Raw genomic sequence first — 13,588 nt, 5'->3', positions numbered from 1 at the left:
TCCGCCGCCGGCCCTCGCTCCCGCTGGCGGCCTGAACACAGGTCGGAACCAACGTCCTTGAGTGCACCATCGGGAGGCCCGCCTTGCAACGCCCGGTCAGAACGGGATGGCCGCCTTGTCAGACCGCCGTGATCGACCGCGACCCGTCCGGCGCGGCAGCCTGGCCGCGACGGGGTGAGCGTCGTCCGCGGTCCGGACGGATGAGAAGATCGAGAGTGCTCCGAATCGCAGAAGCAGTAATCGCGAGGTTACCGGCGCCGCTGCAGGCGCTCGTGCTGAGGCACCGTGAACTGCTGAAGTTCGCGGTGGTCGGCGGAGCGACGTTCGTGGTGGACAACGCGGTGTTCTACGGGCTGAAGCTGACCATCCTGCAACCGAAGCCGGTCACCGCGAAGATCATCGCGGTGCTCGTGGCGACGATCGTGTCCTACGTGCTCAACCGCGAGTGGTCGTTCCGGCTCAGGGGCGGTCGCGAGCGCCGCCACGAGGCGGGGCTGTTCTTCCTGGTCAGCGGCATCGGCCTGGTGCTCAGCTCGGCGCCGCTGTGGGTCTCCCGTTACGTGTTCCGCCTGGAGGCCCCCGACGTGGGCCTGGCGGCCCAGGAGATCGCCGACTTCGTGAGCGCGCAGCTCGTCGGCACGGTGATCGCCATGGTCTTCCGCTTCTGGGCGCTGCGGAAGTGGGTCTTCCCCGACGAGAAGACCCACCCCGTCGGCGTGCGGCCGGCCGCCCTTCCCCGGTACCACGGACGGCGCACCCTGCCGGTGGCCAAGCGCAAGCCGCGCAGGTCCGGCGTCCGGCAGGGTCAGCGGTAGAGGGGGGCAGCCGTAGGCGGGGTCAGCGGTAGGCGGCCGCCTGGAGGGTGTAGAGGTCGGCGTACAGGCCGTTGAGCGCCATCAGCGCCTGATGGTCGCCCTGCTCGGTGACCTTGCCGTGGTCGAGGACGTAGATCCGGTCGGCGTAGCGCACGCTGGCCAGGCGGTGGGTGATGAGCAGCACCGTACGGCCCTCGGAGTGGTCGCGGATGCGCTCGAACAGGGCGTGCTCGGCGCGGGCGTCGAGGGCCGCCGTGGGCTCGTCGCAGATGAGCAGGTCGGCGTCCCGGTGGAACCCCCTGGCCACCGCGATGCGCTGCCACTGGCCGCCGGACAGCTCGCAGCCGTCCTTGAAACGGCGGTCGAGCAGCGTGCGGTAGCCGTGCGGCAGGCCCGCGACCACCTCGTCGGCCCCGGCGACCGAGGCCGCCGCGACCAGGGCGGGCTCGCCCTTGTCGGTGCCCATGGTGATGTTGTAGCGGGCGGTGAGCGGCCAGCGGGTGTGGTCCTGGGCGATGACGGCCGTGCGCCGGCGCAGGTCGTCGGGGGGCACGTCGGCCAGGTCGACGTCGTCCCAGAAGACGGTGCCGGTGTCGGGCTCGTACAGGCCGGACAGGATCTTGGCCAGGGTGGTCTTGCCGGAGCCGTTCTCGCCCACGAACGCGATGACCTCGCCGCGCTTGATCTCGACCGTCACCCCGCGCAGCGCCGGCTGGTCGGCGCCCGGGTAGGTGAACGTCACGTCGTCGGCCACGATGCGCTCGAACCCCTCGGGCGCGGCCGCGGAGCGGGCCGTGGGCACGCGGCGCTCGGCGTCGGCGCAGAACTGGAGGAAGTCGGTGAAGTACAGGCCGTCCTCGTAGAGGCGGTTGGTGGCGTACAGGAGGTTGGCCAGCGAGGACTGGCCGGTCCTGATGGCCAGCACCGCGGTGCCCGCGACCGCGAGCGGGATCGCCGCCACGGCCAGCAGCACGCCCAGCGCGACGTAGACCAGGGCGGTGCCGAGGCCGCCCAGGGCCTCGCCGACCAGGCCGGCCAGGGTCTGGCGTCTGGCCAGGGTGAGCAGCACCTCCTGCTCGGCCCTGGCGACGGCGTCGTACATGCGCAGCAGGAAGCCGCGCATGGTGAACGAGCGCACCTCGGCGGCGGGCTCGCGGTCGGCCAGCAGCTCGGCGATGATCCACTTGCGGCGGCGGGCGGGGATGAGGGAGTACATCGTCGAGTAGCGCATGCGGGCGCCGCGCACGGTGGCCCACGCGTCGGGCAGCACGGCCAGCAGCAGCAGCGGCAGCAGCACCGGGTGGAGCACGCCCAGCACGCCGGCCGCCGCCGCGATGCCGACGGCCGCGGTGACGACGTTGATGGCCGAGCTGACCACCGCGCCGGCCACGCTGACGCCGCGCATGTTGGCGCGTTCGAGGCTGTCGTGGAACTCCGGGTCGTCGTAGGCGACCAGCTCCACCTGGCTGGTCAGGCCGTAGAGGCGTTCCTCGGTGTGGCGGGAGATCTGCGGGGTCAGGCGTGACTGCGCCCAGCCCGCGCCGGCCTGCACCACCGTGCGCAGCACGGCGGCCACGCCCACCAGGACGAGGCTGGGCAGGGCGGCCAGCACGCGGTCGGGGGTCGGGCCCTCGCTGAACAGGGCGCTCAGCACGCCGGTGGTGGCCAGCAGGCCGAAGGCGGTGAAGACGCCGCCGAGGAGGTTGAGCGCGATGGTGGCCACGGTGTCGCGGGGGCCGGCCCGCCAGGACATGCTCATCGCCTGCGCCACGAGCGAGGGCAGACGCCTGGCGATGGTCAGGAAGCCGACCTCGGCCATCTTGTCGTTGTGGGCGTACCAGTCGGAGACGGTGATCTCACCGAGTTCCAGAGGCTCATCGGGCATGCGCTGAGTGTGCGGGCGGGCACCGACGGTTTCCATCGCTTCGCGCGCCGGAGTGACAGGACGGTGGCCCGTGCGCCACCCGCCTGTCCACGGCCCGCCAGGCAAAGACGCGCGGGCGGCGGCGTGTCCCGGTCGCCCGGCGGGCGCGGGCACGATTTCATGTCCCCCGGTCACTCCACGTAACCAGAACGACACAGGGGACGGAATGCGAAGAATCACGGGGTTCGCGGTCGCGTGCGCGGTCGCCATCAGCGTCACCCAGCCCGCCTGGGCGGCCCCGCGGGAGGAGGTCCGCATCACCCGGTATCTGGGGGAGCAGCGCCTGCCGTACCTGATGCAGTTCGACGGCACCACCGTCGGCGGGGTGTCGGGCATCGACCGCGACCCGCGCACCGGCGCCTGGTACCTGATCTCCGACGACCGCTGGCGCTACGGTCCCGCCCGCTTCTACACCGCCCGCCTGGACATCGACCGGGACTCGGGCGCGTTCACCGGCATCAGCCTGACCGGCGTCACCACGCTGACCAGGCAGGACGGCACCCCCTATCCCGGCTACGGCAAGCCCGGCTCGGCCGACCCCGAGTCCATCAGGTACGACCGCTGGTCCGGCCGCCTGCTGTGGGGCGACGAGGGCGACCGCCCCGACGCCGGCCACCCCGACCTGCCGCTGGCCGCCTCCGGCGTGCGCGCCGCCGACCTCCAGGGCCGGCACCAGGGGGACCTGCGCCTGCCGGGCAACCTGCGCCTGACCACGACCGAGCACGGCCCGCGGCGCAACGCCGGTTTCGAGGGCCTGGCCGTCACCGCCCGCCGGATCACGGCGATGACCGAGGGCCCGCGGTACGAGGACGGCGAGCCGTCCACGGTCCGGAACGGCGCGCCCGCCCGGCTCACCGTGTGGGACCGGCGGGGCGTCCCGCGCGGCCAGTTCGTCTACCCGCTCGACGCGCTCCCGGCCGCGCCGGTGCCGCCCACCGGCGAGTCCGACAGCGGGGTCTCGGAGATCCTGCCCATCGACGACCACCGCTACCTGGCCCTGGAACGCTCCTGGATCGAGGGCGTCGACTACAAGGTCAAGCTGTACGAGATCGACCTGACGGGCGCGACCAACGTGCTGAGCCGGGACGACCTGAGCGCCGGGTACCGGCCGGTGAGCAAGCGGCTGGTCTACGACCTGGGCGACTTCCGGCCGCCGGTGCAGAACCTGGAGGCCATGTCGTGGGGGCCGCGGCTGGCCAGTGGGGAGTGCACGCTGGTGATCGGCTCGGACGACAACTTCAGCAGGAACGAGGTCAGCCAGTTCACGGCCTTCGCCGCCACCGGCTGCCCCTGACGCCCGGCCACCGGCCCGTGGGGGAAGGCCCGCCCGGCCACCGGCCCGGGACCGCGTAGGCGGGGCCGCCCCGCCGCCGGTCCGGCCTTCGCACGCGCGGGGGCCGGGCCGGGCCGACGGTGGTGGATATATACGAATTGGAATATTTTCCCGGGAAAGCATCATGGCTACGCTCGACAGCCATGACTCTCCTGAAGCCCGCACGCCGGGCGGCCGCCGCTCTGGCGCTCGCGCTCGCCGCCGGGTTAACCGCGGCCGTCCCCGCGCACGCGCGCGAGGCGGCCCCGCCGTCCGCCGGCACCGTCCTGCGCGGGCTGGACCTCGACCGCGCCACCGTGCTCGACCTGCAACGCGCCATGGACCACGGCCGCTTCGACGCGGTGACGCTGACCCGCTTCTACCTCGACCGCATCCGCGCGGTGGACCCGCTGCTGCACGCGGTCGTCCAGACCAACCCCGACGCGCCGGCCGAGGCCGAGCGCAGCGACCGGCGCCGCCGCCGGGGCGCGCACGGGCCACTGGAAGGCGTCCCGGTCCTGCTCAAGGACAACATCGACACCGCCGCGCCGCTGCGCACCACCGCCGGCTCGCAGGCGCTGCTCGGCGCCCGGCCGGCCGCGGAGGCGTTCCTCGTCCAGCGGCTGCGGGCGGCCGGCGCGGTGATCCTGGGCAAGGCCAACCTGTCGGAATGGGCCAACTTCCGCTCCAGCCCGTCCTCCAGCGGGTGGAGCGCGATCGGCGGGCAGACCAGCAACCCCTACGTCCTCGACCGCAACCCCTGCGGGTCGAGCAGCGGCTCGGCGGTCGCCGCCGCCGCCACCCTGGCCGCCGTCACCATCGGCACCGAGACCGACGGCTCGATCGTCTGCCCGGCCGGGATCAACGGCGTGGTCGGCATCAAGCCCACGATCGGGCTGGTCAGCCGGGCCGGCGTGGTGCCGATCTCGGCCCGGCAGGACACCGCGGGGCCGATCACCAGGAACCTCACCGACGCCGCCGCCGTGCTCTCGGCCATCCAGGGACCGGACCCGCGCGACCCCGCGACCGTCCCGGGTGGCGACCGCGACTACCTCAAGGCCCTGCGTCCCGGCGCCCTGAACGGCGCCCGCGTCGGCGTGTGGCGCTCGGTCGCGGGCGACAACCAGGAGGTGCGCGCCGCCCTGGACGCCACCGTCGCCACCCTCAGGGCCCGCGGCGCGACCGTGGTGGACGTCGAGCTGGAGGGCATGGACCAGGCCGGCGAGGCCGAGTTCCCGGCGCTGCTGACCGAGTTCAAGCACGACCTGAACGCCTACCTCGCCGCCACCCCCGGACGGCACCCCGCCGACCTGGCCGGGCTGATCGACTTCAACCGCCGGCACGCCGGGACCGAGCTGCGGTACTTCGGCCAGGAGGTCTTCGAACAGGCGCAGGCCACCACCGGCGACCTGGACGACCCCGCCTACCGCGCACTCCGCGACCGGGCCACCACGCTGGCCCGCCGCGCGATCGACTCGGCGATGGCCGCCGGCCGCCTGGACGCGCTGCTCGCCCCCACCAACCACGCGGCCTGGCTGACCGACCTGACCAAGGGCGACGACTTCACCGGCTTCGTCTCCTCCTCCGCGCCCTCGGCGATCTCCGGCTATCCGGCGGTCACCGTCCCGGCCGGGTACGCCAGGGACGTCCTGCCGCTCGGCGTCACGTTCTTCGGCGGGCGGTTCTCCGAGCCGTCCCTGATCGCTCTCGGATACGCCTTCGAGCAGGCCGCTCAGGTCCGCAAACCGCCGACGTACCTGCGCACCCTGCCCTGAGCGACCCGGCGGCGGGCTACGGTAGGGGCGACGGTCACGACGGGAAGGAGGCGAGGTGCGCACCAGGCTGCCCGCCGCGCTGCTTCTCGTCCTGTCGTGGCTGCTCCCCGCGACGGGCCACGCCGCCGTCGCCGCCCAGGTCGCCGCCCCGGCCGTCACGCAGGCCGTCACGCAGGCTGTCACGCAGGTCACGGCGATCCAGGCGGCGGCCGACCCGCTCGCCGTCGCCCGGCTCGGCTCCACGCCGCCGCCGCCTCCGCTCGCGCAGGTCAGGCAGGCGGGGCACGACCAGGCCGGGCCCGGCGGGCAGGCGCTGCCCGCCGCGGCCCCGGCCCGGCTGCTCCACGTCTGGTCGGCCGTCGTACGGCGGCCCGCCGCCCGTGCCGCCGCCGACCGGCCCGGAGGCGCGGCGGCGGCCCGCGCGCCTCCCTCCACGGTGCTCTGAAGATCCTTCTTCCGCACACCTGAGCCTGTGGAGGCCTCATGTCACGTGCGCCCATGTGGCGCGCGCTGGCGGCGTTCGCCGTCATCGCGACCTCGATCATCCTGTCCCTCACCGCCACGCCACGCCTCGGCCTCGACCTGCGCGGCGGTACCCAGCTCGTCTTCGAGGCCAGAGACTCCCCGACGGTCACGGCCGACTCCTCGGCCACCGACCGCGCCCTCGACGTGCTCCGCCGCCGGGCGGACGCGCTGGGGGTCGTCGATCCCACCCTGGCCCGCTCCGGCGAGAAGCGGATCATCGTCGAGCTGCCCGGCGTGCTCGACCCGAGCAAGGCGGCCGAGGTCATCGGCCGCACCGCCCAGCTCGCCTTCCACCCGGTCACCGGCCCGGGCAAGGCCGGGGACGCCACCGCGCTGCCCGACGAGAGCGGCAGCCCGCTCGCGCTCGGCCCGGCGGCGATCAGCGGCGACGGCGTCAGCGACGCCACCGAGCGCAGCGACCCGCAGCGCGGGCCCGGCTGGTCGGTCACGGTCGACTTCCGCGACGCCGACGCCTGGCAGCGGATGACCGGCGCGGCCGCCTGCCAGCCCGCGGGCGACCCGAAGCGGCGCGTCGCCATCGTGCTCGACAAGAAGATCATCTCGTCGCCGCAGCTCGACCCGTCCGTGCCGTGCGGCGCCGGCATCCCGGGCGGCAACACCGAGATCACCGGGTCCTTCACCCACGAGGAGGCCCGCGACCTGGCCGTGCTGATCAAGGGCGGCGCGCTGCCCGTGCCGCTCGACCTGGTCGAGCAGCGGACGGTCGGCCCCACGCTGGGCGCCGACGCCATCGAGGCCAGCGTCAAGGCCGCGATCGCCGGGCTGGTGCTGACCGCCCTGTTCATCATCGTGATCTACCGGCTGTCCGGCCTGCTCGCCGCCATCGCGCTCACCTGCTACGGCCTGATCTCCTACGCCGCGCTGGTCGCGATGGGCGCGACGTTCACGCTGCCCGGCCTGGCCGGGTTCGTGCTGGCCATCGGCATGGCGGTCGACGCCAACGTGCTCGTCTTCGAACGCGCCAGGGAGGAGTACGGCCTGGCCCCGGCCCGCGGGCTCGCCCCGGCGCTGAACCGGGGGTTCAGGAACGCCTGGAGCGCCATCGCCGACTCCAACGTCACCACGCTCATCGCCGCCGCGCTGCTGTTCGGGCTGGCCTCCGGGCCGGTCAAGGGGTTCGGCGTGACGCTGGCGATCGGCGTGCTGGCCTCGCTGGTGTCGGCCATGCTGATCACCCGCGTGCTCACCCAGGCGGTCATCGGCCGGATCGGGCCGCGCCTGTCGGGCCTGGCCTCGCCGGGCGCGGTCCGGACGTGGCTGGCCCGCCGCAACCCCCAGCTCATGAAGGCCAGGAAGCTGTGGCTGGCGGTCGCGGGCGGCCTGGTCATCGCGGCGCTGGCCGGGCTGTTCACCCGGGGCCTGGACTTCGGGGTCGAGTTCACCGGCGGCCGGCTCGTGGAGTTCGGCACGTCCAGGACGGTCGACGCCGACACGGCCCGGCGGCTCGTGAGCGAGGCGGGCTATCCGGGCGCGGTCGTGCAGGCCGCCGCCGACGGCGTGACCGTGCGGGCGGGGCAGCTCGACCCGGCCAAGGTCCAGGCCGCGCTGGAGGGGCGGGGCGGCGCGGTGAGCAAGGTGCGCGACGAGTTCATCGGCCCCACGCTGGGCGAGGAGCTGCGCCGCAACGCCGTCATCGCGCTCGGCGTGGCCGTGGCGGCGCAGCTGCTCTACCTGGCGGTGCGCTTCCGGTGGACGTTCGGCACGGCGACCGTGCTGGCGCTGCTGGTGGACCTGGCCGTGGTGATCGGGCTGTTCGCCTGGCTCGGCAAGCCGGTGGACGGCGTGTTCCTCGCCGCGATGCTGACCGTGGTCGGCTACTCGGTCAACGACAAGGTGGTGGTGTTCGACCGGGTGCGCGAGCTGTGGGCCGCCCGCCGCACCGCGCCGCTGGCCGAGGCGGTGAACACGGCGATCCTGCAGACCGTGCCGCGGACCGTCAACACCGGGCTCGGCGCGCTGTTCGTGCTGGTCGCGCTGGCCCTCTTCGGCGGCGACTCGTTGCGCGACTTCGCGATCGCGCTGGTCACCGGCATCGTCGTGGGCACGCTGACGTCGTCGTTCGTGGCCGGTCCCGCGGCCATCGGCCTGGCCCGGTACGACCGCCGTCCGGCCCCCCAGCCGCCCGCGCCCAAGGCCGCCCGGCGGCCCCGCGAGGGCTCGGGAGCCGTGTTGTGACCGGCGCCGCGGGCCCGCCTCGCGCAAGCGGGCCCGCGGCGTCGCGGGGTCAGAGCCGGGCGAGCCAGTCCAGGAGGATGGCGTTGACCTCGGCCGGGCGTTCCTGCTGGATCCAGTGGCCGCAGTCGTCCAGGAGCCGGGAGGAGACCAGGCCGGGCAGGGTGGTGGGGAAGGCGTCGATCGCGCCGGACAGCCACCGGGTCGTGTCGTCCTCGGCGCCGCCGACGAACAGCGAGGGCTGGACGATCGGCGCGCCGTCGTGCGGCGCGAGGTCTTCCCAGTCGCGGTCCATGTTGCGGTAGCGGTTCAGCGCGCCGGTCAGGCCGGTGCGCTCGAACTCGGCGGCGTAGAAGTCGAGGTCGGCCTCGCTCAGCCAGCCGGGCAGCGTGCCGCCGGCCGGGAACCGGTCGCGCATCCTGCCGCCCGGGGCCACGAACAGCGGGTGGGGCGCGTCCGGGCCCGGCTTGGTGTCGGCGGACAGGGCCGCGTACGTGCCCGCCAGCCAGCCCCGGACGTCCGGCTCGATCTCGGCCTCGGCGCGGCCGGGCGTCTGGAAGTAGCTGACGTAGAACTCGTCCGTCCCGCCCATGGCGGCGAACGTCTCGGTGGGACGCGGCCCGCCGCGCGGCGTGTACGGCACGCTGAGCATGGCGACCGCGCGGAAGACGTCCGGCCTGAGCAGGGCGCTGTGGGCGGCGATCGAGGAGCCCCAGTCGTGGCCGGCGATCACCGCGGTCCGCTCGCCCAGCGCCCGCACCACCGCCACGGCGTCCTCGACCAGCTCGGTCATCCGGTACGCGGCCACGTCCGCCGGCTTGGACGAGCGGCCGTAGCCGCGCACGTCCACCGCCACCGCCCGGTACCCGGCGGCGGCCAGCGCCGGGAGCTGGTGCCGCCAGGAGTACCACGACTCGGGGAAGCCGTGCACCAGCAGCACCAGCGGCCCCTGCCCCGCCTCCACGAGATGGACGCGGCCGGCGGGGGAGGGCACCAGACGGTGGACGCCCTCGGCGACCGGGGTGAGCTGCGACATCGTTCCTCCACGCACATGAGTCCTGGCCTGTCACCAGGATCATGCGCGGCCCGTGCCGCGGCCCGCCAACTCCGTTGCCGTTTCGGCAAACCCTGCGCTAAAGGTCGGTGGCGATGATCTTCTCGATGTTCCGCTCGGCCAGCGCCGTGATGGTGACGAACGGGTTCACCGTGGTGTTGCCGGGGATCAGCGAGCCGTCGATGACGTACAGGCCGGGGTAGCCGTTCAGGCGGCCGTGGTTGTCGGTGGCCTTGTTCAGCACCGCGCCGCCGAGCGGGTGGTACGTGAGGTGGTCGCCCCAGATCTTGTACACGCCGAACAGGTCGGTGCGGTAGATCGTCCCCTCCTTGGCGTTGATCTTGTCGAAGATCGTTTTCGCCATGTCGATGGACGTCTGCTTCCAGGCGGTCTGCCAGCTCAGGTCCACCTTGCCGGTCGCGGCGTTCCAGGAGAACTGCGCCCGGTGCGGGGTGTTGGTGATCGACAGGTAGAACGAGGCGTACGTCTCGATCCCGGTCGGCAGCGGCGCCACCTCGGCGAACGCGCCCCCGGCCGTCCAGTTGTCGATGCCCGCGCACGGGATGGCCGACTGCAGCTTGCCGGTCGGGTCCCACAGGTGGTTGGCCCGGCCGCACATGACGTTGCCGTTGTCGCCCCAGCCCTTGCCGACCTCGTCGTCCAGGCCGGGCAGCGCGCCGGTGGCCTTCAGCCTGACCAGCAGCTTGCTCGTGCCGACGCTGCCCGCGGCGAAGAACACCCGGGCGGCCGTGACGGTCTTGGCGGCGGTGACCGAGCCGTCGGTGGCGAGCTGGTCGATCCGGACGGTGTAGCCGCCGCCCGCCGCCGGGGCGACCGAGGTGACCTGGTGCAGCGGCGAGATCGTCACCCTGCCGGTCGCGCGGGCCCGCGCCAGGTAGGTCTTCTGCAGGGACTTCTTGCCGTGGTTGTTGCCGTACAGGATCTCGCCGGCCAGCGCCGACTGGGTGGCCGTGCCGGCCGCCTCCTGCTTCATGTAGTCCCAGTCGTAGACGTCCGGGACGAAGGTGAACGGGAAGCCGGAGCGCTGGGCGTGCTTGCGGCCCACGCGGGCGTACTGGTAGCACGCGGTGGTGTCGAACCAGGCCGGGTCCACCAGGCCGACGCCGAGGCCGGAGTTGGCGCGCGGGTAGTAGACGCCGTACATCTCGTCGGCGTCGACCGACGGGAGCACGGCGGCGAAGTTCTCCCGCTTGGGCGTGACGGCCATGCCGCCGTTGACCAGCGAGCCGCCGCCGACCCCGCGGCCCTGGTAGACCGTGATGCCGGCGAACTCCTCGGCGTCCAGGATGCCGGTGTAGCGGGGGATGTCCCGGTCGATGGGGAAGCCGAGGAAGTAGTTGAGCGGCGCCTTGGTCCTGGTGCGCAGCCAGTACGAGCGATAGTCGGGCTCGCGCGTGTTGCAGAAGATCTTGCCGTCCGGGCCGGGCGTGTCCCAGGCCATGCCCATCTCGATCATGTGCACCTCGACGCCCGCCTGGGCCAGGCGCAGGGCGGCCACCGAGCCGCCGTACCCGGTGCCGATCACCAGGACGGGCACGCGGGCGCCGTCGGCGATCGGCCCGTCGGCGACGGCGGCAGTGGCGGCGGTGGCGGCGGCGGCGCGGCCGGGCAGTGCGGCGGCGCCCAGGAGGGAGGCGGTTCCGGCGATGAAGGTGCGGCGGCTGGTGTTCATGTCACGTGCCCTCGCTCGGTCGGTCTGACGCGGACTCGGTCGGTCTGACGGAGGGTGCCGGGCCGCCGGTCAGCATGCAGGCCGTGTCGAGGCCCAGCACGTGGTTGAGCCGGCCGAAGGCCCACCAGGAACCGATGCTCATGCTCAGTTCCACGATCTCGTTCTGGCTGTAGTGCTCGGTCATCCGGGACCAGAACTCCTCGTCGAGCCCGTGGTGGTCCAGGGCGTAGCGCTCGGCGTACTCGGCGGCGAGCCGGGTGCGCGCGTCGAAGGCGTCCGTGGTGCGCCAGTCCGCGACCGCGTCGGCGAAGCCGTCCTCGACCTTGACGCCGTCGCGCTCGGTGCGCCAGTCGAGGCAGAAGACGCAGCCGTTGATCTGCGCGATCCGCAGCCGGGCCGCCTCGAACTCGCGCAGGCCCAGCGTGGTGTGGGCGTAGACGGCCATGGAGAACTTCGAGGCGGCGGTCCCGATGCCGGGGACCAGCTCGCCCCAGACGTACGCGATCGGGTCCTTGCCGCCGGGAACGTCGACGATCATGCGTTCTTCCTTCCGAGCCGGCCGGACGCGGGGCGCAGCGGGACGTCGAGCGCGTCGTACAGGCCGGGCGGGGCGGTGGCGAGCCAGTCGATGGCGTTCACCAGCCGGCCCGCCGCGGTGGCGTTCCCGCCCGCCGAACGGCTGCCGCCCTCGTCGGTGGCCTCGATCGTGACCTCGATGCGCGGGCGGCCCTCGACGATGACCCGGTGGGCGCCGTCGCCGCCGTCCGGGGGGAGCGGCCAGTCGGGGGCGCAGGCGGGGTGGATGCGGGTGACGTGCTCGATCACGATGCGCGGCTCGCCCTCGACGATGCCCTGCACCTCGAACCGCACCGCGCCCTGGGTGCCGGCCTCGAAGTCGCCCATGCCGGCGGTGGTGACCGTGCGGTCGAGCGCACGCCGCTCGACGACCTCGCGGATCTCCTCCAGCGTGACGCCGAGGGCCCGCGCCATCAGCCGTACCTGCCCGCCCCACACCATGGACGGGACGGTCGGCGCGATCATCGGCGGCTCGTAGTCCATGGGCTGGCCCATGCCGACCATGTACCGGACCGCGTCCGGGCGGTCGTAGCCGGAGTAGTCGAAGATCTCCTGGCAGCGGATGGCGTCCACGACCGAGCCGAGGCCGCTGAGCAGCAGGGGCAGCAGGTCGTTGCCCCAGCCGGGGTCGATGCCGGAGGCGAACAGCGAGCCGCCGCCCTCCGCGACGGCGGCCAGCACCTGGTCCCGCAGCTCGGGCGGCGCGCCGCGGTGGTCGTAGAGGGCGTACAGGGAGGGCGTGACGACGACGGCGCCGGCCCGGACGGCCCGCAGGACGTCGGCCAGGGCGTCGTCGGGACGCAGGTCGCCGGAGGCGGCGTACACGACGGCCCTCGGGCGGGCGGCCAGGACGGCGGCGGCGTCGTCCGTGGCGGTGACGCCGAGGTCGCGGCCGAGTCCGGCGAGCTCCCCGGCGTCGCGGCCGGCCTTGTCCGGGGAGTGCACGACGACGGCGGCGAGACTGAGGTCGGGATGGGCCTCCACGGCCCTGATGGCGGCGCGGCCGACGTTGCCGGTACCCCACACCACGGTGGACGTCATGGGCGGAGCGTAGCAAGCGCTTGGTTTGGTGTACAGGGCCCACAATCGGCCTCCCGCCCGGCCCCCCTCAGCCCTCGACGGCCTTGATGAACAGGTCTCCGGTGGCGGGGTCGACGAGGCGGTCGCCCGTGAGCCGGCACCGGGGCCCGGCTCCCGGCAACCGGGGCCGCCGGTCAGGGGGCGTCGAGGGCGATGCCGTACAGGTGGTCCACCCGGATCCTGATGACCACGCGGCGGCCCCTGGCCATCTCCGCCAGGAAGGCGGCCTCGTCCGCCGGGTCGGGGAAGCCGCCGGCCATCTCCAGCAGCTCGCGTCCGGTGGCGTCGCCCGGGGTGAGCGACGGCTCGGAGACCTCCGCCCGTCCTTCGGCGACGGCGTACGACAGGACGTTCTCGCCCTGCAGGTGCACCGTCGCCCGCGGGTCGGCGAGCAGGTGGCGCACCTTGACGCGGCCCTCGGCGGAGGAGATGCGCAGGACGCGTCCGGCGGCGTCCCAGCGCAGGGCCATCGAGGCCAGGTGCGGGCGGCCGTCGCGCTTGAGCGTCGCCAGCACGCCGAAGGGCTGGCGGGCGATGATCCGCAGGAGCTCGTCCTCGGTGAGGGGGCGGGCGCCGGGGCCCTGTCCAGGGCCGTACGCGGGCTCGGTCATGGTGATCAGTCCCGTTTCGTGGTGCGAGAG

At 73.7% G+C, this 13,588-nt stretch carries 11 protein-coding genes; 5 read left to right on the top strand and 6 right to left on the bottom strand.

Features of this window, described 5'->3' with window-relative positions:
• The first annotated feature begins 272 nt into the window (after positions 1-272).
• The gene (locus ABT158_RS18965; protein WP_352354913.1) at positions 273-815 is read left to right on the top strand and encodes a GtrA family protein; all 543 of its coding nucleotides are present in this window, start codon (positions 273-275) and stop codon (positions 813-815) included.
• A 22-nt stretch (positions 816-837) separates the two neighbouring features.
• Here the strand turns inward: ABT158_RS18965 and ABT158_RS18960 are convergent, their stop codons facing one another.
• A complete protein-coding gene (locus ABT158_RS18960) occupies positions 838-2,700 on the bottom strand; it encodes an ABC transporter ATP-binding protein (RefSeq protein ID WP_352354911.1) in 1,863 nt (620 codons plus the stop codon).
• A 205-nt stretch (positions 2,701-2,905) separates the two neighbouring features.
• Between ABT158_RS18960 and ABT158_RS18955 the strand changes: the two genes are divergently transcribed.
• The 4 genes from ABT158_RS18955 to secD all read left to right on the top strand — a co-directional run bounded on the left by ABT158_RS18955 (position 2,906) and on the right by secD (position 8,547).
• Complete coding sequence (locus ABT158_RS18955) at positions 2,906-4,033, top strand: esterase-like activity of phytase family protein (protein ID WP_352354909.1); 1,128 nt, start codon at positions 2,906-2,908, stop codon at positions 4,031-4,033.
• Positions 4,034-4,215: 182 nt separating this feature from the next.
• Positions 4,216-5,826, top strand: coding sequence for an amidase (locus ABT158_RS18950; protein ID WP_352354907.1), 1,611 nt, complete (start codon positions 4,216-4,218; stop codon positions 5,824-5,826).
• A 55-nt stretch (positions 5,827-5,881) separates the two neighbouring features.
• A complete protein-coding gene (locus tag ABT158_RS18945) occupies positions 5,882-6,271 on the top strand; it encodes a hypothetical protein (RefSeq protein WP_352354905.1) in 390 nt (129 codons plus the stop codon).
• Between the two features lie 38 nt (positions 6,272-6,309).
• Positions 6,310-8,547 (top strand): protein translocase subunit SecD, encoded by a 2,238-nt coding sequence (gene secD / locus ABT158_RS18940; protein ID WP_352354903.1) that lies wholly within the window; start codon positions 6,310-6,312, stop codon positions 8,545-8,547.
• A gap of 49 nt (positions 8,548-8,596) precedes the next feature.
• Here secD and ABT158_RS18935 read toward each other — a convergent pair whose 3' ends face one another.
• The 5 genes from ABT158_RS18935 to ABT158_RS18915 all read right to left on the bottom strand — a co-directional run bounded on the left by ABT158_RS18935 (position 8,597) and on the right by ABT158_RS18915 (position 13,558).
• Positions 8,597-9,580, bottom strand: a complete 984-nt coding sequence (locus tag ABT158_RS18935; protein ID WP_352354901.1) for an alpha/beta fold hydrolase — start codon at positions 9,578-9,580, stop codon at positions 8,597-8,599.
• Positions 9,581-9,677: 97 nt separating this feature from the next.
• Positions 9,678-11,291: a GMC oxidoreductase gene (locus ABT158_RS18930; RefSeq protein WP_352354899.1), complete on the bottom strand. Its 1,614-nt coding sequence runs from the start codon at positions 11,289-11,291 to the stop codon at positions 9,678-9,680.
• A 1-nt stretch (position 11,292) separates the two neighbouring features.
• A complete protein-coding gene (locus ABT158_RS18925; RefSeq protein WP_352354897.1) occupies positions 11,293-11,829 on the bottom strand; it encodes a carboxymuconolactone decarboxylase family protein in 537 nt (178 codons plus the stop codon).
• Positions 11,826-12,908: an NAD(P)H-dependent amine dehydrogenase family protein gene (locus ABT158_RS18920; RefSeq protein ID WP_352354895.1), complete on the bottom strand. Its 1,083-nt coding sequence runs from the start codon at positions 12,906-12,908 to the stop codon at positions 11,826-11,828. The genes ABT158_RS18925 and ABT158_RS18920 overlap by 4 nt, the downstream gene beginning before the upstream one ends.
• Positions 12,909-13,081: 173 nt before the next feature.
• Positions 13,082-13,558 (bottom strand): pyridoxamine 5'-phosphate oxidase family protein, encoded by a 477-nt coding sequence (locus tag ABT158_RS18915; protein WP_352354893.1) that lies wholly within the window; start codon positions 13,556-13,558, stop codon positions 13,082-13,084.
• Between the last annotated feature and the right edge of the window lie 30 nt (positions 13,559-13,588).

Source organism: Nonomuraea sp. NPDC001636 (assembly GCF_040298265.1).
Classification (GTDB): Bacteria; Actinomycetota; Actinomycetes; order Streptosporangiales; family Streptosporangiaceae; genus Nonomuraea.
The sequence above is the reverse complement of the archived record's forward strand: the minus strand, read 5'-3'. Positions and strand labels throughout refer to the sequence as shown.

Coding starts and splice junctions, on each gene's coding strand:
- ABT158_RS18915 (WP_352354893.1), bottom strand. CDS start 13,558: ATGACCGAGCCCGCGTACGGCCCTGGACAGGGCCCCGGCGCCCGCCCC.
- ABT158_RS18935 (WP_352354901.1), bottom strand. CDS start 9,580: ATGTCGCAGCTCACCCCGGTCGCCGAGGGCGTCCACCGTCTGGTGCCC.
- ABT158_RS18955 (WP_352354909.1), top strand. CDS start 2,906: ATGCGAAGAATCACGGGGTTCGCGGTCGCGTGCGCGGTCGCCATCAGC.
- ABT158_RS18960 (WP_352354911.1), bottom strand. CDS start 2,700: ATGCCCGATGAGCCTCTGGAACTCGGTGAGATCACCGTCTCCGACTGG.
- ABT158_RS18920 (WP_352354895.1), bottom strand. CDS start 12,908: ATGACGTCCACCGTGGTGTGGGGTACCGGCAACGTCGGCCGCGCCGCC.
- secD (WP_352354903.1), top strand. CDS start 6,310: ATGTCACGTGCGCCCATGTGGCGCGCGCTGGCGGCGTTCGCCGTCATC.
- ABT158_RS18950 (WP_352354907.1), top strand. CDS start 4,216: ATGACTCTCCTGAAGCCCGCACGCCGGGCGGCCGCCGCTCTGGCGCTC.
- ABT158_RS18930 (WP_352354899.1), bottom strand. CDS start 11,291: ATGAACACCAGCCGCCGCACCTTCATCGCCGGAACCGCCTCCCTCCTG.
- ABT158_RS18925 (WP_352354897.1), bottom strand. CDS start 11,829: ATGATCGTCGACGTTCCCGGCGGCAAGGACCCGATCGCGTACGTCTGG.